Genomic DNA, 22082 nt, shown 5'->3' with positions numbered 1-22082 from the left:
CTCACTGGTAGACCGCTTTTTCGTTTATTTCCCTAAAACTAACTCATGCAGGACATGTGCAACACCGGCTTCATTATTGGACTTTGTCACAACATCCGCTACTGCTTTGACATCATCAATGGCATTTCCCATGGCAACACCACAGCCCGCAAATTCCAGCATCGATACGTCGTTCCCATTGTCACCAATGGCCATGACCTCTTCACGAGCAATCCCCAGCTCTTTCGCTAGAAGCTTCACGGCATTCCCTTTGCTGACTTCAGGATGCAGGATTTCAAGGAAGAAATCTGTACTTTTCACCATCATGTACTTGTCTTTTACTTCAGATGGAATGGCTTGTATCGTCTTTTCCAACCGTTCTGGCTGATCAATATACATCATCTTCGGAAGTCTCATTGAAGGGTCTGCCTCTTCAACAGGTAAATATTTAAGCGGCAGCTTTGTTAAATAAGATTCAAGTACTGTGTACTCACTAATATCACGATTCGGTGTGTACAAATGAGCGGAATCGAAATAATGCATCGGTGTATCGAGCTCACGGCTCAGCTTATATAAAGAAGTTAAATCCTCATAGGATAACGTCAGTTCTGACACCACTTCATTTGTGTGACTGTTTTGGACGAGCGCCCCATTATAGGCAATCACATAATCTCCCTCTTGATTGAGCTGAAGATCATCTAAATAGCGATTCACTCCGCCAATAGGCCGTCCTGTACATAATACGATTTTAACACCCTCTGCTTTCGCCTGTTGAATGGCTTCAAACACCTCATCCGGCACCATATGTTGATCATTTAATAACGTACCATCCATATCAATTGCAACTAATTTATACATTCACTGGTCCCCTTTTCTCAGCAAAAAACGTGCTGCACTATTTTGAGCCATCATCTATATGATGACAGGTTATATCATTACTATTTACCTATTTTAGCCTATCGTTTTTTCATCACGCTGTCTACTTGTTCTCACTTTAACAAAATTGTCATATGTCTTCTCTATTATATCGCATTCTATTCATCCTGCTTTAAATAGAGTTTCTGCCCTTTTCAAATGAGGAAAATAAAACAAATGTTCACCACTGAACATTTTGAAACTAACAAATCTAATTGTATGATGGATAGCAAAGAAAGGAGGTGCAGGGAATGCTTACGTTTACTAGAGGTAAATTGTCAAAAATGTCTGGTGTGCATATTGAAACCATTCGTTTTTATGAAAATGAGGGTGTGCTCCCCGAACCAAAGAGAGCACATAACGGCTATCGTTTATATGATAAAAAATATGTACTCATGCTATCCTTTATCACAGAAGCAAGAAAGCTAGATTTCTCACTCAAAGAAATTCGTGAAATTATTAAATCGCTATTTGAAAAACAATCAAAGACAGAAGCTGAACAGCTGCTCGAACAAAAAGTTGAGGATATTCAACACTCCATTCAAGAGTTAAAGAAGAGGAAAGCTGCCATTCAATTATTAACAAAACAAACATTAGCGAACATCAACTAATTGTAAGGGTTGCCAAAGATGTGCCAGTGTTTGCCACTGGCGCCCCTCTACGCCCAGGTCTCAAGTGCGCGTACGATTCAAACATCAGTTATACTAGAGACAGCTTTACTTGATATCAAACGAGTGGAAGGGGTTTTGAATAGAATGAACATTGCAACCATTGGAACAGGTGTGATTGTGGAAAGCTTCTTGCAAGCGATTGAACAGCTTGATGGCGCTTCTTGTCACGCCGTCTATTCAAGAAAGGAAGCAACGGCAAAGAAGCTCGCAGACCAATTTGGTGTAAAAACGACTTATACGGATTTAACGGCTATGCTAGAAGATCCAAACATTGACGCTGTTTATATTGCGTCACCGAATCGATTACATAGCGAGCATGCCACGGCTGCATTAAGAAACGGAAAACATGTGATTTGCGAAAAGCCTTTCACCTCTAATGTCAAAGAGCTGGAAGCCTTAATCGCACTCGCAAAGGAAAAACAGCTTCTCCTCTTTGAAGCCATTACGACCGTTCATATGCCAAACTATCATTTAATCAAAAAACACCTTCATCAATTAGGTAAAATCAAACTGGTTCAATGCAACTATAGTCAATATTCAAGCAAATACAATCAGCTGCTAGCTGGCGAAACGCCAAATGTCTTTAACCCTGAATTCTCAGGAGGAGCGTTGATGGATATTAATATCTATAATGTCCATTTCATCATGAATCTCTTCGGATCACCGGAGCAGGTCCGCTACCAGGCAAACCGTCATCCCAATGGCATCGATACATCTGGTGTTTTGACTTTCACCTACAATGATTTCATTGCGACAAGTGTCGGCAGTAAGGATACAAGCAGCATGAATTTTGCATTGATTCAAGGAGAAAAGGGCTTCATTCATGTGAAAAATGGGGCGAATGGCTGTGAGGAAGTGCTGCTTCATGTGAATGACCAGGTGATCTCACTTAATGCACAAACAAATTCAAACCGCCTGTTTTATGAAGCAGAGGCTTTTCAGCACATCATTGAAACAAATAATCATGAACAGTGCTATGCATGGCTTGATGAGAGTCTTTCTGTGATGAAAGTCCTTGATGCTGCAAGAAAAGATGCAGAGATTGTTTTCCCAGCAGATCAATTTTAATGAAAAAACCGCCTTCTACACGAGAGGGCGGTTTCTGACGATTAAATACTCTTTGAATACGCCACAAGACGCTGAGACATGTGATTCACTTCATCGACTGCAGCATTTACTTGCTCTGTTAAAGCAGCCTGTGTTTGCGTAAGAGCTGTCATATTCGAGATATTTTCAAGAATTTCATCAATTTGCGTTTTCATTTCCGTCAAGCTAGATTCGATATTCTCCGTTGCATTGGCACTATGAAGCGCCAGCTTACGCACTTCATCTGCAACGACCGAGAATCCTCGTCCCTGCTCACCAGCTCTGGCCGCTTCAATCGCAGCATTTAGACCAAGCAGGTTCGTTTGGTTCGCTACTTCTTTAATCAAGTCAGAAATATTTTTCGTCTCATCTGCACTATTTTTTGCTAGATGGGCAGCAGATGTTGACTGTTCTTGTGCAACAGCCAGCTCCTGCGCTTGATTTGTCACAGAGCTAATGCCTGATACCATTTCGCTGATTGAACTTGAAAGCTGTTCTACTTGTGAAGCCATTTCATCGGCTGTTTTCTCTTTGTTTTTTTCTAACGTGATGTCACGAATGGTTCCTGCCACACGAAGAGGTACACCTTTTTCATCCCGAATGGTTTCACCACCAGCATGATACCAGCGATACTCGCCATTTTTACTCTGCAATCTGTAATCAATATCAAATGGTGTGCGTCCAGAGTGATCATTTAAATGATCTGCAAAAGCTTGTAGAGCTTTTTCTTGATCCTCAGGATGCAGGCGGTCGCTCCAGCTGCTTAATACGTTCGGGAAATCCTTTTCGTCTGTAAAACCAAGCGTTTTTCTGAACTGCGGGGACCACCAGAACTCATTGTATGGATTGACTGGATCGCCGGCCTCTACGACCATGTCCCAAGGAGCTTCCACAAGCGCACGGTTGATCAAATCATATCTCGTCACGAATGCTTGCAGTTCTTCTTCTTTTAATTTCTGATCATGAATATCAAAAAGAGCTCCCGCCACACGAAGAGGGACACCATTTCGATCACGAATGGTCGTGCCAGTTGCTTTGAACCAGCGATAATCTCCGTTTTTCAACTTCAAGCGATATTCGATATCATATGGTGTACGTCCCGAATGATCCGATAAATGCGAAGAGAATGCATTTAAGGTATATTCTTGTTCATCCGGATGAATTCGAGATGCCCAGCTGTCTAAAACGTTCGGAAAATCGTGCTCGTTTTGAAAGCCGATCATTTTGCGGAAATCATCCGTCCATGTGAATTCATTTTTTGGATTGACCGGATCTCCAGCGATCACGACCATATCCCATAAACCAACTTGAATGGCTTTTGTCACTAGATTCATCCGCATTTGAATATCTTCATTAACTTCCTGCATCTTTTGCAAAGCTTCATTTATTTGGGCTACTGCTTCAATCGTTTGACTTGAAGAGAATGCAGCAGTATCTATTCTTGCTGAAAGGTCTCCCTTCTCAATTCGTTCTACTAATCGACTGCTCTCATTTAAAAGGGTTCCCGACGATGAATCATTTGCTTTTCTCATAAACATCTTTCATAACTCCTTTCATTTCTTCATGCTTTTTTGAAATATTTTACAGTTATAAACAATTCTTTATTAGGACTTTAGTAATACAGTTGATATATCGACAAAAACTGAAAATTGTTTATGTCAGAATGAAGGCAAATGTTCATTTTTTCACGAAGTTTCAGATTTTGGGGATGGGTCATAGAAAGGACTTATGGAAGAAAACGGCTCATTTGATAGAATCAACCGACTTTTTTGTCTGAAAAATCTCTTTTTTTATATTGACACTGACGTCCCGAAAAAAGAAAATGGAACATAAGCATTTTTAAAAAAGGAGAACGTCATGAGCGCGAATCAGGAACAACAAGAATTAAAAAAGCTTTTATCACCGCGTCACATTCGCATGATTGCATTGGGCGGGGTCATTGGTACAGGAATCTTTAAAGGAAGTGCCGATACAATCGGTTTAGCAGGTCCTGGGGTCATCTTTTCCTATGTATTTGCCGGATTATTATTGCTCATCGTGATGGCAGCCTTAGCTGAAATGGCGATTGTCTATCCGGGAAATAACCTTCGCGACCTGATACAGATTGCGCTTGGTCAACGTTTTTCATTTGTCGTCGGCTGGGTTTACTGTTTCATGTGGCTCACTGTGTGTGTCATCGAGATTATTGCGGCAGGCAGCCTGCTTCAATACTGGTTACCGAACGTGCCACTATGGGCACTATGTTTACTCTGCTCACTCTTAGTCATTGGAATTAACTTAAATAATGTAAAATACTTTGGTGAAATTGAGTTTTGGTTCGCTGGAATGAAGATTTTCGTTATTATTGTGTTTATTATTCTTGGTGCAGCTCTATTATTTGGGATCATTCCGAACGAACAAAGCACATCTGCACTCACCAACTATCAAAACTTCGTCCCGAACGGATGGGGTGCGATCTTTGCCTCTTTATTAGTTGTTATTTTCTCTTATGGGGGCTCTGAATTGATCGGGCTGACTATTACAGAAACAAAGGATGCCGAAAAGGTCTTGCCTGGTGTTGTTAAAAGTATGATGTGGCGTATTATCTTATTTTACACTTTGCCGATTTTGATCATCTGTGGACTCATTCCTTGGAATCAAATTGATCCAAATAACAGCCCATTTGTTCAAGTCTTTTCAGCAGCCGGTATGCAAGGCGCCTCTCACTTCATTAATTTCGTATTGATTACAGCCGTTCTATCGGCGGCCAATTCTGGCATTTATGGCACGACGAGAATGATGCATTCTCTCTCTAAATCAGATGGCGGTCCGAAAAAACTGGCACAGGTCAATAAAAGAGGCGTACCCATTTTGAGTTTATGGGTGACCGTTCTGTTTCTTCTCATCGGGACATTCTTTGCTTACTTATACCCAGAGCAAATTTTCAGTTATATGCTAGCCATTCCTGGTTTTGCTGTTTCACTCATTTGGATTAGCATTTGCATGGCACATCTGAAACTTCGCCCAAAATATCCACAGGAGCCTTATTTTAAGGTGTGGCTGTTTCCGTATTTGACTTTATTTGCAGGTCTTGTACTAAGTGTGAGTTTTGTGATGTTTCTATTCAGACAAGAAAACTTGCCTAGCTCGATTATCAGCATCGGTTTCTTAGTCGCAGCCATCATCGCTTCATTCTTAATGAAAAAGAAGGCTTAAACGCTAAAACCCGCCAATGAGGCGGGTTTTTTCATGAGCTGCTGTCTTCTGTCACTTCAAAATCAACTGACGCTTTCGGGATGCCGTTGATGATGATTGTTAATGTATGGGTTCCTTCATAGTGTTTTCTTGTCGTCATATTTTGAAAAGACTGTGACCTGACGAATTCTCTATGTAACGTTGCGTCTGTTTCAAACTCTGTGATTTTAAATACCTTTTGATTGCGGGTCCCCCGAGCTTTGACGTAGTCTATGGCATACTCTACACGCAGCTTTAGCGGCTTATCGGCTTGTAGGGTAAAATGAAATGTCATTTTCTCACCGATCCGAATAGGATTTTGTATGATCTTCAAATCCGTTACCTGAACGGATGGATCGTCCCCATAGCCAAATAACGCCATAATATCTGGATCTCCTTTTTTGAGTAAGGTACGAGATGCATGTTTGACAATCCAGTTCGTATGTTTGTTGGTTCCATACCAGCTTTGAACCGTCTGTTTCATCATATCTGGCTGAATTGCAGAAATATCATTTAGATGATTCGCTACACTTTTTTGCACATACCGCGACGGGTCTGCCTTCAAGTTTTCCAAAATGGGCAGCGTGACCGAAGGATTCTTTTTTAGTGAAGGAACAGATAAGCCCCATGGCAGACGCGGTCTGCAGCCTTCACTAGCCAGCCTCCGCAAATGCTCATTTTGATCCTGAGACCATACGAGCATTTGCGCCAGCATTTTGTCCTGATCTTGAATCAGAAATGGCCGAACGGCAAATTCAGAAGTGGAAAAGGGTGTGAAGAATTCGAGCGCCTTGATCGAGAGGTCCCAGTGTGCAAGGCCGTACGTCTCGACGTAGTCTGGAAATACGAGCGCACTAAGTCCTGAAAAATGCGGGGCTGCCTGACGCAGTACCTCAATTGCCTCCTCATAATCCTCTGGTAGACAGGCATGCATCGATTCAGTGACTCGTCTCATCCGTCCTTTTAACTCAAGCTGCTGCCAATCCTCTTGAAATACGAGCCGCTGGAATGGCTCAGCATCAAATCCAGATGAAGCCTGCGTAAGTTTCTCCGCTAATTCTTGGATAAATAATTCATTGTACACATATTTTAATGGTTCGATCGTGTCCACCTCCCACATTTCAATATCATTATTTTACCCCAATCTGAAGAAAGTGGTATTAAAAAGAGCCCAATTCCAAAGAACTAGGCTGTTGTTCCCTATATAAACATATTAATGATCATAATAAATGCAATGGCACTAACGGAAATGATCGTCTCCATAGCCGTCCATGTCAAAAACGTCTCTTTAATGGTCATACCAAAATACTCCTTGATCAGCCAAAAACCAGAGTCATTGACGTGAGATAAAATTAATGAACCTGCTCCTGTTGCTAACACAAGCAGCTCCCTGCTCACATCAGGCATAGTTGCAGCTATTGGTGCTACAATACCTGCTGCCGTCATCATGGATACCGTCGCAGATCCTGTTGCCACACGAATCACTGCAGCAATCAGCCAGCTAAGCAAAATCGGTGAAATCGGCGAGTGTTTGGCTACATCTGCAATATAATCACCGACACCTGAATCAATAAGCACATTATTGAAAGCTCCTCCTGCTCCAATGACAAGCAAGATGGAAGCGATCGGACCTAAGCACTCATTACTAAAGGAAAGCACCCGGTCACGGCTCATTCCTTGCATAAAGCCAAGACTGAAAAATGAATAAACTGTTGCAATCAGCAGTGCTGTTATTGGATCTCCGATGTACTTGAATACCTGGAACCACATATTGTCCTCTGGTAAGATAATGTCCGCCAATGTGGCAAGAAGCATCAGAATCACCGGCACCAATATGGTAAACATCGTATTCGCAAAGCCGGGGAGCCTTCGATCTTCATTTCGTTCAGTGAATTGCTTTCTCAGCATCTCCGGAACGGGTTTATGTATCCGTTTTCCAATCCACTTACCGTACAGCGGGCCAGCAATAATCGCTGTCGGCAATCCCACAATAATAGAGAAGAAAATGGTTTTCCCCACGTTGGCATGATAGATGCCAACGGCTGCCATTGCCGCTGGATGAGGCGGGACTAGCCCATGCACGACAGACAAGCCAGCGATTAACGAGATCCCAATGGTCACGAGCGAGATGCCTGTTTCAATGGCAATTGTAAAAAGTAAAGGAATGAGAAGAACGAAACCGACCTGGAAAAAGACAGGTATCCCCACGATAAAAGCAACAAACATCATTGCCCAATGCACATTCTTCGTCCCAAACCGGCCGATTAAAGTTTGAGCTATTCGCTCTGCTCCCCCTGATTCAGCCATCATTTTCCCAAGCATGGTACCAAGCGCTAGAACAATGGCCAGCAATGATAACGTATTGCCTAATCCCGTTTTAATCGATTGAATGATTTCCTGCAAATCCATCCCCGTCGCAAAGCCCACTAGCATCGAAGTAATAATTAAGCTCACAAATGGATTCAACTTAACGACTGTAATGAGAATGAGTAAAAGGACAATCGCCGCAATCACGATGAATAAAAGCATGTTCTCCCACCTTTCCCCTGATGTTTAACGATTTTGTTTTAATTGCAGCGCACTAATGACATCAAATTCATCCTTCAGTTTGTCGTAGAGGCGCTCATATAAATAAAACAGCTCTATGTAAGTTTCATTGTTCTTCATATTAGGTTCATGACGAGCAGAGATTCGAATCCACTCTTGAACCTCTTCTATCTCTTCCATATGACCTAAACTATGAAGTGCAAGGACAGCAGCCCCCAGTGCTGACGCCTCGTAGCTTTCTGGAACAAGCACTTCTCTACCCATCGTATCCGCTAAAATTTGCCGCCACAGTGGAGATCGTGCAAATCCGCCCGAAGCTCTGACATCCTTTGCTGAACCGGTTAAATCTCTTAAGGCAACACCGATCGAGAAAACACTCATAATGACGCCTTCTAACACAGCTCTAATAAAATGCTCCCGCTTATGCTGAAGACCGATTCCAAAGAAGGTGCCTCTCGCATTTGGATTCCAATAAGGTGCCCGCTCACCTGATAAAAATGGCAGAAACAGCAGACCCTCAGAACCAGCTGGAACCTTTTCCGCGATGTCCATCATCAGATCGTAAGGGTCCACACCTAGACGCTTTGCTACCTCCACCTCTGATGACCCGAATTCATCCTTCAGCCATCTCAGCATGATCCCGCCATTATTGGTCGGTCCTCCTACAACCCAATGCTTATCTGTCAGGGCATAGCAGAACGTTCTTGATTGCTCATCTGTAATTGGTTTGTCTACAACCGTACGGACAGCACCGCTTGTCCCAATCGTAACAGCCACCTCTCCTTTGCCAATCGCGCCCACACCTAAATTCGCTAGAACGCCATCATTCGCACCAATGACAAATGGTGTATCTTCTTTAATGCCCATGCGCAGTGCAATCTCTGGCTGAAGTCCTTTCAGTTGATATGTCGTTGGGACAAGTTCAGATAGTTGACAGGCTTCAATTCCAGCAATACGAAGCGCCTTCTCATCCCATCGAAGCGTTTCCAATTGGAACAGTCCCGTTGCTGAAGCGATTGAATAATCGACGACATACTGACCGAAAAAATGATAAAGAATATATTCTTTGATCGAAATAAATTTTGCTGCCTTCTTGAAGACTTCAGGTGCCATTTCCTTGATCCAACGTATTTTTGAAAGCGGTGACATTGGATGGATCGGTGTACCTGTCCTTTTATAAATGTGGAAGCCATCCATATCTGATTTGATTCGTTTCGCTTGTTCTGCACTTCTGTTATCTGCCCAAATGATACTGTTCGTTAGCGTCTTTCCATCCTGATCCATCACAATTAAGGAATGCATCGCTGTGCTTATCCCGATGCCTATAAGATTTTTTTCATCAAATGCTGCTTTCGTCAATGCACCTCTTACACTCGCAATGACGGCTTCTAATATCTTCTCAGGGTCCTGCTCAACCCATGCTGGCTGGGGCTGAATGAGCTCGTAAGGAACTGAATGCTTCGATAATACCTTCCCCTGAGGTCCAAACAGAACCGCCTTTGTACTTGTTGTTCCTATATCCAAACCAATTACCGCCTGGTTCCCCTTCATCTGTATCACGCCCAATCATTGATTTGAAGTCACATATGTAGTTTTTGAATGCCTGCTAAATCCCATTATAAAAATAATTTTTTCGACATTCAACGACCGAAAAGAAAATTATTTTCAATAAAAAGCTCACAATCGTTACCACATCAGCATTTTTCATTATCAGAAAAATTTATTTTTGGAATCATTACACCCTTTTTTGTGAAATGGTTTCTCGCATTTGTTTTAAATTCGTTATTGTTTCCTGCTGCCTTAAATGAGCAAGTGCAAAATATAGAACGTCAATGACCGTCAGCTGAGCAAGTCTTGCGGACATTGCTTCTGTTCGAAAAGCCGTTTCTTGCGTTGCTGTATACAACGTGACATCTGCAAGCTGGCTCAATGGAGAGCGCTGATAGCTTGTAATGCCAATGGTTTTGGCTCCTTTTTCCTTTGCAGTTTTCATCGCATCAAGCAAATCTTTATTACGTCCAGAATGAGAAATACCGATCACTGTACTGTGCCGGTCAAGAAGACCAGCAGACATCGCTTGAAAGTGAGAATCTGTGTGAACAATACAGTTGATGCCTGTCCTCATAAATTTATGAAAAGCGTCAGTCGCAATGAGGCCAGACCCACCACTCCCATAAAACTCTAAGCGTTTTGCTTCATGAATGATTTGGATAGCCTTTTCTACATCCCCTGGATTCAATAATTGAAAGCTATCCTTTAATGCAGATATATTCGTCTGAAAAACCTTTTGCATAAAAACAGCCATATCATCATCAAGACTCATTTCTTCATCTACATAATTAGGCTTTGTTTGGTCTATTTCCTGGGCAATAGCAATCTTCAAATCTTGAAAGCCCTCAAATCCAAGCCTTTTACAAAGACGAAAAATCGTTGCCTCTGAGCTTGCGGTCTTTTTCGCAAGTTCCACGATAGACAAATGGATGATGTCGCGGGGCTCACTCGTAATATGCTCTGCAATTGCTTTCAGCTTTGGCGGCAACCCTCTGCTTGCTGCTCGTATTTTTTCAATACTACTTAAACTAACAGAAGCCAATTGACTTCACTCCTCCCTTATTCATGTGAACGCATACATTTCCTCATGTTCCCATCTTATAAAAAAGAAGCCTGTTTGCACAGACTTCTTTTTTAAGCGCTCATTGTTTTGATCAATAAATCAAAGAAAGCGTCAGCATCTACATCCGTACACACTTGAACGTTTCGCTCTTTCTCCCATTGATGCTGAAAATCACAGATCATCTGTCCATCACAAAACTCACTCTTCGTCTCGACATCCACATGAAAGGCCTGTGTGCTCACGAGCTGCTTGTCAATGGCAAGACTGACAGCAAGCGGATCATGCATGGCACACGCCCATACACCATTCCGCTCAAAATAGCGCTGACGGTAAATGCTTGTGCTCTCTCTAATATAATGGGCTACTGTTTCATTCTGAATCGCATCGATTCTTTCATCCGTAAGCAAGACCTGTCTCGTGACATCTAATCCCACTTGAGTTAATGTAGGGAACCCTGCATTCAGCACTAACTTTGCCGCTTCTGGGTCTGCATATGTATTAAATTCCGCAACCGGCGTGACATTCCCCTGTCCTTCAACGACACCACCCATAAAAATGACTTCTTTCACGTGATGAATCAGCTCAGGACATTTTTTCACTGCAAGGGCTAAATTCGTTAAAGGTCCTGTCAACACAAGCGTAACCTGCTTCGAATACTGCATCACCCGGTCGATGATAAAATCAGGCGCAAAACCAGCATCTGCTTTTTTCATAGGCTGAGCATCCTTTAAAGCACCGCCAATCCCATCCTCTCCGTGCACCCGATGTTCATAATGGGGCGCTCTTAAAAGAGGCGTTGCTGCACCTTTGATGACAGGAATATCATCTGCCTCAACCAGCTCAAGCACTTTACACGTATTCAATGTAGCCGCATCGACAGACACATTCCCACACACCGTTGTAATCCCCAACATATCAAACCGATTACTTTTCACTGCCAGCAATATCCCGATGGCATCATCTATTCCAGTGTCTACGTCCAAGATCAATTTCTTTTTATTTGCCATGGTTGAAATCTCTCCCTTATTTGAAAGTGTTGTTAGGGGAATGATAGCATATACCTTTTTCAACGATTTGAAGATAATCAGAAGTTGAACACTTGTAATTACTCTTTTTTTCCGATGTCTTTGAGATACTGTTCGCGTTCTTTTTCAGAGAGTCTCTTAAGATAGTTTTCCTTTATTTCAGGCTCATCTTTATATTTATCCCAGTCTTTAAATCGATAAGACAACTCTGGAGAATAGCTCATTGAACCAATTTCCTTAGATTTATGCATTAATGATGCTGAGAAATAAAATTTTTAAGGCTCATCATTTATATAACCATCAACTGTTACATATCCCATTGGACTTATGACTACCTTTTTTTTTGAATGTTATTTTCTCTATAAAATGATGGATATCTTTATTTTGTAATCGTTCTTCTATTTTGGATTTCATCTTCTCTGCATACTCTTCTGCTTTTTCTTGATCGCTTTTCTCTTGCACCGCATCATTCGATTGACTTTGCTTATTATGCTCAACGATTAATGAAGTTACTGAAAAAAAGATGATCACAATCAATACAGATACAAGTTTTATTGTATTTTTCATATCTAGCACTTCCACCTTTTTATGAATGAAACATAAAAAAGGCACGTAAATACCTGTTTTACTCTTTTTCTCCAATGTCTTTCAGATACTGTTCACGTTCCTTCTTGGTGAAACTTTTAAGGTAATTTTCTTTTATTTCCGGCTCATCTTTATATTCTTCCCAATCTATAAAGCGGTCGGATAAATCAGAGTCAAAACTCATTGAGCCTATTTTTTTAGCTCTATATTGTAAAGAAGCTGAGAATCCGTACTTCTCCGGTTCATCATTTACATATCCATCAATCGTAATATCTCCCATAGGGTTGATGGTCACATCTTTTTCAAATGTTATGGTTTTGATAAAATGATGAATATCTCTTTTCTGTAAGTGTTCTTCAATCTTGGGTTTCATCTTCTCTGCAAACTCTTCTGCTAATTCTTGATCACTCTTTACTCTTTCTTCCACGCTATTTTCACCCCCCACTTCGTTTGATCCTTTTCTTTTATCAAATTGTAGAATAATTAAAATCACAGAGATAACTATGATGAGAACTAGAATACATATAATTCTAATTACATTTTTCATTTATACAATATCCACCTTTTATTGATATAATACAGCTGTTTTTTGTATAATAAGCTATGGATTTATAATAGCTATTTATACCACTCTATAATATAATTACCAAAGATAAATATTACAGGAGTGTTAATATTGACCACAAAGTCAACTGGATTTAAGCTTACTGACGAAGACTATAAAGAAATATCATCAAAATCTTATGCTATTAAAAATTATAAGAACTATAAAGAGATAGAAATTAGCAATGGTAGAAAAATGTATGTCGTTGACTATAAAGAAACAGGAAAAGGGCTTAACTCACTAACTCTGGTATCAAAAGATGACTTTATTCGATCCGGTAAAGGCAAAGACCTCACCAAAATCAAAAACGCAGTCATCGCCTACCGCGGGTCAGAACCGATTGGCGCTGGCCAATATAAAGATACCATTAAAAAACATGGAAAAAAAGAGTCAGATGATCTTCTTTCTACCATTTTGACGAAGCTGCCTCCTTTTCGTCAGTCACAGACGTCAAAGGAAGTCACGACGAAGGTGGCGACAGGGACAACGACCTATACAAATGAGATTGTGCAAGATTGGCTGATATCAGATACAAAGTATTTGATTAAGAATATTCCCTTTGAACATGGTGCAGAGAATCAAATGGTTCAAGCGGATCGTTATGCGAAAGAAATACATAAGAAAATGCCAAATGCCAAGATGTATGTGACAGGGCATTCACTTGGCGGATCGAATGCGTCCTATGTTCTTGTTAAAAATGATTTTATTAAAGGCGGGGTCACCTTTGAGAATCCGAATATTTACCCCAATCTATCGGATGGCCTCCAAGCCAAAGCATTAAAAGGTGATTACCGCAGTAGATTAACAGAATATATCAATCTCAATGACGGGCTTTCTCTTTTAAATCGACATACGACAGAAATCGGTCGTGTGAAAGTGATGTATGATGCCGCTTTACCTGAAGGCGTCGATTACTCCGAGGATTCCTCCAAAGCCGTCCAATTCATGAAAGATCTCCTCAATCGGGCAATGAGTGTGAATCCTTCACTGGATGCGAATTTATTCCTTGAAGCCCTCGCCGGCAGCCATGGCTTAGATCGGTATGCCTTTTCATCAGATGGCTCCGTTGAAACCATTGATGATATGTTGAAAAAAAACCCTTCTCTCACTGCCGCCATGTTACATCAATTGAGTCAGTCGAATGTTCACCCGCAAAGTGTGGTGGCGATTTTAATCAAGTCGCATGTTCTCATGAACACAGGTCGTAAATTCTCGACATATGCCGAGCACCATATACAGCAAATCATTCGCAAAATCGAGAAACTCGATGACAAAGTGGATCAATCGGTAGAACGAGTTCGTTCGAGATACAAACAAATTGTCGGTTTTGGTTCGTATGACCAGCTGACGGCATCAGATGTGGATGCTGTAATTCGCCACTTAAAAACAGAGGGACTTGAGAATGAGTTCTATTCCGTCAAAGAGTATGATACAGCGATTGATAGCGCGATGAATATAAAAAGGTGGCTGGACTCAATATCAGATGATATGAGCCAGCTAGGAAAAGAATACCATGATGCAGATACAGCCCTGGCAAAGAATATGGGCATTTCTTAAGGAGAACGAGGAATGGAATTTTCAAAGAAACAACCAACAGATGCAGACCGTTTTTTGCAACGAATGACAGATACGCATACATCAAGCTCCGTCTTTTCTCAAACAAACTTTCGCACTGAAGACATGACACCAGCAGAGCTGGCTGCTTTGAAAGCAAAGATCAAAGAAGAACAGAAAACAGCGCTAATCAGAGCCATCCGGCATCAGCTTCAACATGAATTTGCAGAAGACCGCCAAGAAGCGGGAAAAATTTTAGATCTAATTGTTGAACTTCAGAACAAAGTGTATAAACATCAAAAGCGCATCCATACGCATATGTCAGGACAAGCCATTGACGCCTTAACAGAGAAAATCGAGCAAAGACTCAAGTTTTACGAACTGAAAGAAGATGTTCAATCCGCCATCGACTCGATTGGCATTTAGATGAACCTTCCGTCCGATGAATCTTTTCCTCGTCTCACTCGTATATACTAAAAGAGTGATTGATTTGAAAGGAGATCTGTTTGTGGGATATATTTTGTTGTTTTCGGTTGTGATCGGTCTTGTCTTGACCCTCTTGCTCACACCACTCAAGTTGATCGTTAGAAAGAAAGGGACAGAACAGCAGGTTCCGCTAATGTGGATTGCAGGCCTTGCTTTGCTGTTCATGGTCGGTATTTTTGTTTTCTATTATATGACCAATTTGGATCGTAACCCTTCATCCCTCTGGTTGATTGGACTTGTTGTGACAGCAGCAGGCGCCTTTTTGTCAGTTGGATTGGAGCGTAAGATCAAAGGCGTGCTGTTTCTTATTTTATTACTGCTCGGTGTTTATATGGCGACAGCTTTTCTATTCAATGCGAATGAGAAATTTGATGTCTCCAAAATGGATCAAAAGGTCGAAATCAAAGCGTTTGATGAGACGGAAACACCTGCAAGTGTCCCGCCTCAATTTGCTCGGAACAAAATGAAGAAATCGTTCGGACAGGTTCCGAACACAAGCTACTATGAGCTTGGCAGCCTGCAAATCCAGAAGGTCAACGGTGAGTATGTGTACATCGCCCCAGTGGAATTCTCGGATTTCTTTAAATGGATTCGTTCAGGGAGTACGCCGGGTTACTTTACATTAAGTGCGACCGACTCATCTGCCAATCCAAAGTTTGTGAAAACAGAGATGGTTTACACACCTTCCTCTTATTTCAACAAAGAAATTGAACGTCATATTCGCCTTCAATACCCTGATTTGATTTTCTACGGCGACACACAGCTGGAAATCAATGATGATGGAAAGCCTTATTACATTCGCACGTATGGCGATTTTATCTCTGCCCGAAACGGCTTTAAAGCTTCCGGTGTGGTCGTTGTTGATGCCAAAACAGGTGCAACGAAGAAATATGCTCTAGATCAAGTACCTGCTTTTATTGATGGGGCTGTTTCACCAGAAGCGGTCAGTCTGCAAAACAGTTATTTCGGAAACTATATTCACGGTTTCTGGAACAGTATGTTTGGAAAATCAGATGTGAAGCTGCCTTCAGATGAAGGAACAGAAGCCAATGTGAGTCCAGTGTTTGATTCAAAAGGAGATATGTACTACTTCACAGATTTCACAAGTCCGAAAGAGGGCGTTGATTCGATGCTTGGATATGCCCTGACAAATGCCCGAACAGGAAAAGCGACTTATTATACCGGAAATCTTGAAGCGTCCTACATGGATTCTCAAGGCGCTCTGCAAATTATCGAGAAACGTTTCATCGAGAAGAAATGGAAAGGTCGCATGCCGATTCTGTACAATTTCTATGGAGAAGCCAGCTGGCTCACGCCGGTTCTCGATTCAAATGGATTCCTGCAAAACTACTTTATCGTGTCTGCAGCCAATCCTGAAATCGCTGCGTACGCTTCTACACCAAACGAAGCACTGAGAGCCTATAAGACAGCTCTGCAAAAAGGCGGCGGTACCGTTAACAGTTCCTCTAAGCAGGAAAAGAAAGAAACTACAGGGAAAGTCAAACGAGTCTACAAAGAAAAGACCGGTGATTATACAACCGTTACCTTCCTGCTAGACGATGGGAAAAGCTACACCATGTCATCTGAAAAAGAACCTCTCGTCATTTATTTAAAAGAAGGCGATCAGGTCACCATGAAATACACAGATACGGGTGAAATCTTCCTTCCAGTTGATGAGATAAGCATTAAAGGGTTATAAAAAAGATGCTTCTCCTACTGAGGAGAAGCGTCTTTTCAGATTATTGACAAAGGGCTAAAATGATCTTGATTTTAGCCCTTTGTCTTCTTTTCAGCGTGATAGAAAACCTTTGCAGTCTAGGAAGGGCGAGTACCGGAGCGGAGCGAATTGGACATTCGTGAGCACCGGAGCGAAGACCTGACACCGAATGCGAGGGTTTGTCTACACGCTGAGATGCTTCTCCTACTGAGGAGAAGCGTCTTTTCTCTCTTTCCTTAACAATTCAACAAGCAATTCCTTATTTTTATTTCCCCCTGTCATCGGTGACTCGACATAGGAGAATTTACGTTTGAAATCCATTCCTCTCACAGAAATGACAGCCAATTCACCGCCAATGCTGCCTCGCTGGAGGACATATTTAGATAAAACAGAAAGCCCCATTCCATGAATCACAGCCTCTTTAATCGCTTGATTGCTGCTAAACGTCACAAATGTCCGTGCTTTCAGTCCATTTGATTTCAGGACGTGCTGTAAGTATTCTCCGGTACCTGATCCCTCTTCTCTCGTGATCCATGTTTCGTTTTGCAATTGATCAATCGTGACATCCTTTTTCTTAGCAAAGGGGTGATCTAATGGCGCGACGATATAGAGCTCGTCTTCTAGAAAAGTTTCTACTGTCAGTTCTTTGTCATTCGTCTGTCCTTCGATCAAACCGATGTCGACATGGAATAAGCGGACATGACTGGCGATCGCCTCTGTGTTATCAATGACCACCTCAATGTCCACATGCGGATAGAGCTGATGAAACTCTGCCAATATTTGCGGCAGCACGTACTCTCCAATGGTAAAACTCGCCCCGATTGTCAGCTTCCCTCTTGCCAGATGATGATGCTCATAAATATCCTGCTTCGCCTGTTCATATAAACGAATGATTTGTTTTGATCGATGGTACAGCATATCCCCAGTTGGTGTAACAGTTAATTGCTTTGGCGAACGATTCAGCAGAACGGTCTGGAATTCCTGCTCCAAGTTCTTAATATGAAGACTGACACTTGGCTGAGAAATCCGCAGCTTTTGGGCTGCCTTTGTAAAGTTTTTCTCTTCCACAACTGTCACAAATGTCTTCAGTGCATCGTAATACATCGGTCCCTCTCCTATCAGAAATCTTAATCCAAAACCTTTCATATATATATCTTACTAATTCCTTCCCAGTGCGTAAAGAAGCGCTCAACTGAAAAAATTTAATAAAAATATTTACTAATTTTTTTAAAGACTCTATACTAGAAGGAGATATTTTCTATAGGAGGTGCTGATTTGGCAGCTAAAATAAAGGACATTGCTGAAAAAGCTGGATTATCCATTGCGACTGTATCTCGCGTACTGAACCAAGATCCTAACCTATCTGTCACGGATCAAACACGCGAGAAAGTATACGCCGCCGCTGAAGCTTTGTCCTATCAAAAGAAAACATTCAAACATTCATTAAAAAAAATCGCCTTTCTCTATTGGATGACCGAAAAGGAAGAGCTTGAAGATATTTATTTTAAATCCATTCGTCTAGGCATTGAGGAACTTACCAATACTCGGAGTTTAAATGTCACCGCTTACAATCCATCTGATGGGCTTCACTCCATTGATCCTTCTACAGAAGGGATCATTGCCATCGGCCGATTTAAAACGTCAGAGCTTGACCAATTATATGAGATCACCCAGCATATCGTTTTTATTGATACGTCGCCAGATGAAGACCGTTTTGATTCTGTAAAGCCAAACCTGAAACGAATTGTTGAAAAGATCATCGATTCTTTTATTGAAAAAGAGCACACATCCATTGGATTCATTGGCGGCACAGACCTTGATCTGAATACGAATATGCATATTCCAGATATTCGAGAAACGACTTTCCGTGAATATATGATGGCTCACAATGTCCTTGATGAACGATTTGTCTATGTCGGTCACCATTTCTCAGTAGATGAAGGTTATGCGCTGATGATGAAGGCGATTGATGAGCTTGGTGATGACCTGCCTTCCGCTTTTTGTGTCGCTAGTGATCCTCTTGCCATCGGCTGCTTACAAGCATTAAACGAGCGCGGATTTTCTCTGCCGAACCGCGTGAGCGTCTTTAGTATCAACGATATTCATGTGTCTCAATATGTGTCACCACCGCTCACCACGTATCATATCCACACGTCTTTACTTTGTGAAACAGCAGTTGATTTACTGTTAGAAAGACTTGTAGACGGCAGAACATTACCGAAAACTGTGCTGATTGCCTCAGAACCTGTCTTTCGAAAAAGTACAATCTAAACAACTGGAAGCCCCATCCAATGTGGAGGGCTTCTTTTCTCTCTACATCAGTAAAAAATTTTACTTAATAAATTTAATAAAATATGTTTACTTTTTTTACTCAAGTTGATATTCTCACATTAAGAAAGCGTTTTCTTATCATCTGTGAAAAAAGAACGAGAGGGGATTACTAATGAAAAAGGGAAAATGGGCGACATTATCAGCAGTCGTTGGGACTGCTGTGCTTCTGCTTTCAGCTTGCGGACCGGGAGATGACAATTCAAGCGGAACACAGCCAGCATCTACAGGTACAAAGACCTTACTAGTGTGGGAGGATGTCAAAAAAACTGAGGGGATTCAAGACGCTGTAAAAGAATTCGAAAAACAACATGATGTGAAAATCAAAGTGGTCGAAAAAGCTTATGCCGACCAAATCGAAGCTCTCCGTCTAGATGGAGCAGCTGGGACAGGTCCAGACGTCATCACGATGCCTCACAATCAAATTGGATCTGCTGTCACTGAGGGGCTATTACAAGAAATCAAGCCAGATCAAAAAGTGATCAACTCCTTCACAGACGAATCGATTCAATCACAAACGGTAGATGGAAAACTGTATGGTCTGCCAAAATCCGTTGAAACCACTGTCCTTTTTTATAACAAAGATCTTGTCAAAAAGGCACCAACGACACTTGATGGCTGGTATAACCTTTCGAAAAAGCTGACAAAAGACGGAAAGTACGGTTTTGTTGCGAAATGGGATGAAATTTACTATGCACAAAGTGTTTTAGGCGGGTCTGGGGGCTATATTTTCAAGCAGAAAAGCGACGGCTCTTATGATGTTAATGACATTGGTTTGAACAACGATGGCGCCATCCAAGGCGGAGAATACATTCAAAAATTCTTTAGCGAAGGACTTTTCCCGAAAGGCATCATTGGTGAACAAGGAATCAATGTCCTCAACTCCTTATTTACAGAGAAAAAAGCAGCAGCCGTCATTTCTGGTCCTTGGTCATTTGGTCCATATAAAGAGGCGGGTATTGACTATGGTGTGGCCGAGCTGCCAACACTCCCTAACGGAAAACATATGAGCTCATTTTTAGGTGTAAAAAGCTACAACGTCTCCTCTTATTCTAAAAATAAAGAACTTGCTGAGAAATTTGTTGAATTTATCACGAACGAAAAAAATTCAAAGAAGCGCTTTGAATTAACAGAGGAAATTCCACCAGTGAAAAAACTGATGAAAGATCCAATCATTACGGAAAACGCAAATGCGGATGCTGTTTCTAAACAAACGAAATACGCCACACTGACACCGAACAATCCTGAAATGGAAGAGGTGTGGAAGCCGATTGATAGTGCATTAGGACTGATTGCAACTGGTCGTACAGATGTGAAAAAGGCACTTGATGATGCGGTCAATCAAATCGACTCTCAAATTAAAGCAAATCACTCCAAATAACCATCAAATGCGGGTAGTCTATCAAACTGCCCGTAGTTGATCTAATTTTATATGAAGTAGGTGTTAGACGTGACGGGTAACCTTGAACTAGACCGCACACACATAATGGAATCAAAGACACACCGGAGACGGGCGCTAATGTTCTCCTTTATACCCGGGATGGGGCAGATATACAACAAACAGTACGGCAAAGGGGCACTCTTTTTCCTGTTCGGCGCCGCTTTTTTGATTGTATTTTATGATTTATTCAATATTGGCTTCTGGGGACTGTTCACTCTTGGGACAATGCTGCCTCGTGACAACTCTGTTTTTCTTTTAGCAAAGGGGATTATTGCGCTGTTAACAGCTGGTTTTGGTATCGGCTTTTATGTACTCATGATGCGTGATGCTTTTATGAATGGAAAGAAACGGGATCAAGGGGTACCACTTCATTCCATCCGTGCTCAATATCATCAGCTCATCGATCAAGGCTTTCCTTACTTAATGAGCACTCCTGCTTTCTTTTTACTTCTATTTTCTGTTGTCTTTCCTATTATGTTCAGCTTTGCGCTTGCCTTTACGAACTATGATTTATATCACTCGCCTCCTGCCAATCTGATCGACTGGGTAGGAATCAAGAACTTTCAAAATATCTTTTCCATTGATATTTGGAGAGACACCTTCATTGATGTACTTGGCTGGACCGTCGTATGGACTTTGGCCGCGTCGACCCTTCAATGTGCCCTCGGCATCTTTTTAGCGGTTCTGCTCAATCAGAAGGATTTAAAGGGAAAACGGTTTTTTAGAACCATTTTGATTCTCCCTTGGGCTGTTCCGGGCTTTGTGACCATTTTGGTGTTTGCTGGACTGTTCAATGATACATTTGGGGCCATTAACAATACACTTTTTGCATCGATAGGGATTGATCCAAAACCATGGCTAACAGATCCATTTTGGAGCAAAATTGCCCTCATTGCGATGCAGACTTGGCTTGGATTTCCTTTCGTTTTCATTATGACAACAGGCGTTTTGCAGGCGATTCCCGAGGATTTATATGAGGCTGCGACCATTGATGGAGCCAATTTTTTTCAGAAATTCCGGTCCATCACGTTACCGCTTGTTCTCTATTCCATTGCACCCATCCTCATCACACAATATACGTTTAATTTTAACAACTTTAATATCATCTACTTATTTAATGGCGGGGGACCGCCTGTTGCGGGGTCAACCGCTGGGGGAACGGACATCTTGGTGTCTTGGATTTATAAACTCACGATGCAGTCCTCTCAATATGCACTCGCTGCGGCTGTCACGATTTTACTTTCAATCTTTGTCATCGCCATTGCACTCTGGCAGTTTAAGAGAACGAATTCATTCAAAGAGGAGGACATGATGTGA

The 22082-nt window shown here is 41.7% G+C and carries 18 protein-coding genes and 1 pseudogene; 9 read left to right on the top strand and 10 right to left on the bottom strand.

Annotated features, from left to right (window positions below; all coding sequences use genetic code 11):
• Positions 1-24 precede the first annotated feature (24 nt).
• Complete coding sequence (yidA, locus tag MHH40_RS11200; RefSeq protein ID WP_003215147.1) at positions 25-837, bottom strand: sugar-phosphatase; 813 nt, start codon at positions 835-837, stop codon at positions 25-27.
• A gap of 308 nt (positions 838-1145) precedes the next feature.
• Between yidA and MHH40_RS11195 the strand changes: the two genes are divergently transcribed.
• Positions 1146-1505 (top strand): MerR family transcriptional regulator, encoded by a 360-nt coding sequence (locus tag MHH40_RS11195; RefSeq protein ID WP_340901073.1) that lies wholly within the window; start codon positions 1146-1148, stop codon positions 1503-1505.
• 144 nt (positions 1506-1649) lie between these two features.
• On the top strand, positions 1650-2633 hold the full coding sequence (locus MHH40_RS11190) for a Gfo/Idh/MocA family protein (protein WP_335365493.1): 984 nt from the start codon (positions 1650-1652) through the stop codon (positions 2631-2633).
• 41 nt (positions 2634-2674) lie between these two features.
• Here MHH40_RS11190 and MHH40_RS11185 read toward each other — a convergent pair whose 3' ends face one another.
• Positions 2675-4189, bottom strand: coding sequence for a methyl-accepting chemotaxis protein (locus tag MHH40_RS11185; protein WP_137054160.1), 1515 nt, complete (start codon positions 4187-4189; stop codon positions 2675-2677).
• 319 nt (positions 4190-4508) lie between these two features.
• Between MHH40_RS11185 and MHH40_RS11180 the strand changes: the two genes are divergently transcribed.
• A complete protein-coding gene (locus MHH40_RS11180) occupies positions 4509-5846 on the top strand; it encodes an amino acid permease (protein WP_003215349.1) in 1338 nt (445 codons plus the stop codon).
• A 31-nt stretch (positions 5847-5877) separates the two neighbouring features.
• Here the strand turns inward: MHH40_RS11180 and MHH40_RS11175 are convergent, their stop codons facing one another.
• The 7 genes and pseudogenes from MHH40_RS11175 to MHH40_RS11145 all read right to left on the bottom strand — a co-directional run bounded on the left by MHH40_RS11175 (position 5878) and on the right by MHH40_RS11145 (position 13182).
• The gene (locus MHH40_RS11175) at positions 5878-6984 is read right to left on the bottom strand and encodes a DNA alkylation repair protein (protein ID WP_340901072.1); all 1107 of its coding nucleotides are present in this window, start codon (positions 6982-6984) and stop codon (positions 5878-5880) included.
• A gap of 80 nt (positions 6985-7064) precedes the next feature.
• Positions 7065-8393, bottom strand: a complete 1329-nt coding sequence (locus tag MHH40_RS11170) for a GntP family permease (protein ID WP_251190606.1) — start codon at positions 8391-8393, stop codon at positions 7065-7067.
• A 24-nt stretch (positions 8394-8417) separates the two neighbouring features.
• Positions 8418-9962, bottom strand: a complete 1545-nt coding sequence (gene gntK / locus MHH40_RS11165) for a gluconokinase (protein WP_340901070.1) — start codon at positions 9960-9962, stop codon at positions 8418-8420.
• 184 nt (positions 9963-10146) lie between these two features.
• The gene (locus MHH40_RS11160) at positions 10147-11004 is read right to left on the bottom strand and encodes a MurR/RpiR family transcriptional regulator (protein ID WP_061410056.1); all 858 of its coding nucleotides are present in this window, start codon (positions 11002-11004) and stop codon (positions 10147-10149) included.
• A gap of 92 nt (positions 11005-11096) precedes the next feature.
• Positions 11097-12032: a nucleoside hydrolase gene (locus MHH40_RS11155; RefSeq protein WP_212045735.1), complete on the bottom strand. Its 936-nt coding sequence runs from the start codon at positions 12030-12032 to the stop codon at positions 11097-11099.
• 98 nt (positions 12033-12130) lie between these two features.
• Positions 12131-12617: pseudogene (locus tag MHH40_RS11150) on the bottom strand (DUF1433 domain-containing protein).
• Positions 12618-12675: 58 nt separating this feature from the next.
• Positions 12676-13182: a DUF1433 domain-containing protein gene (locus MHH40_RS11145; protein ID WP_050944594.1), complete on the bottom strand. Its 507-nt coding sequence runs from the start codon at positions 13180-13182 to the stop codon at positions 12676-12678.
• A 129-nt stretch (positions 13183-13311) separates the two neighbouring features.
• Between MHH40_RS11145 and MHH40_RS11140 the strand changes: the two genes are divergently transcribed.
• The 3 genes from MHH40_RS11140 (at position 13312) to MHH40_RS11130 (ending at position 16978) form a co-directional block, all read left to right on the top strand.
• Positions 13312-14796 (top strand): lipase family protein, encoded by a 1485-nt coding sequence (locus MHH40_RS11140; RefSeq protein WP_309216100.1) that lies wholly within the window; start codon positions 13312-13314, stop codon positions 14794-14796.
• A gap of 12 nt (positions 14797-14808) precedes the next feature.
• The gene (locus tag MHH40_RS11135) at positions 14809-15219 is read left to right on the top strand and encodes a hypothetical protein (protein ID WP_050944596.1); all 411 of its coding nucleotides are present in this window, start codon (positions 14809-14811) and stop codon (positions 15217-15219) included.
• A gap of 82 nt (positions 15220-15301) precedes the next feature.
• The gene (locus MHH40_RS11130) at positions 15302-16978 is read left to right on the top strand and encodes a hypothetical protein (protein WP_050944597.1); all 1677 of its coding nucleotides are present in this window, start codon (positions 15302-15304) and stop codon (positions 16976-16978) included.
• Between the two features lie 222 nt (positions 16979-17200).
• Here MHH40_RS11130 and MHH40_RS11125 read toward each other — a convergent pair whose 3' ends face one another.
• Positions 17201-18100 (bottom strand): LysR family transcriptional regulator, encoded by a 900-nt coding sequence (locus tag MHH40_RS11125; RefSeq protein ID WP_003214942.1) that lies wholly within the window; start codon positions 18098-18100, stop codon positions 17201-17203.
• Positions 18101-18271: 171 nt separating this feature from the next.
• On the opposite strand from MHH40_RS11125, the gene MHH40_RS11120 reads away from it, so the two are divergent.
• The 3 genes from MHH40_RS11120 to MHH40_RS11110 all read left to right on the top strand — a co-directional run bounded on the left by MHH40_RS11120 (position 18272) and on the right by MHH40_RS11110 (position 22082).
• The gene (locus tag MHH40_RS11120; RefSeq protein ID WP_050944598.1) at positions 18272-19267 is read left to right on the top strand and encodes a LacI family DNA-binding transcriptional regulator; all 996 of its coding nucleotides are present in this window, start codon (positions 18272-18274) and stop codon (positions 19265-19267) included.
• A gap of 172 nt (positions 19268-19439) precedes the next feature.
• The gene (locus tag MHH40_RS11115; RefSeq protein WP_050944599.1) at positions 19440-20705 is read left to right on the top strand and encodes an extracellular solute-binding protein; all 1266 of its coding nucleotides are present in this window, start codon (positions 19440-19442) and stop codon (positions 20703-20705) included.
• Between the two features lie 105 nt (positions 20706-20810).
• Positions 20811-22082, top strand: coding sequence for a carbohydrate ABC transporter permease (locus tag MHH40_RS11110; protein WP_050944718.1), 1272 nt, complete (start codon positions 20811-20813; stop codon positions 22080-22082).

Source organism: Bacillus sp. FSL K6-2431, assembly GCF_038005165.1.
Taxonomy (GTDB): Bacteria; Bacillota; Bacilli; order Bacillales; family Bacillaceae; genus Bacillus; species Bacillus pumilus.
This window is presented reverse-complemented; position numbering and strand designations above follow the sequence as displayed.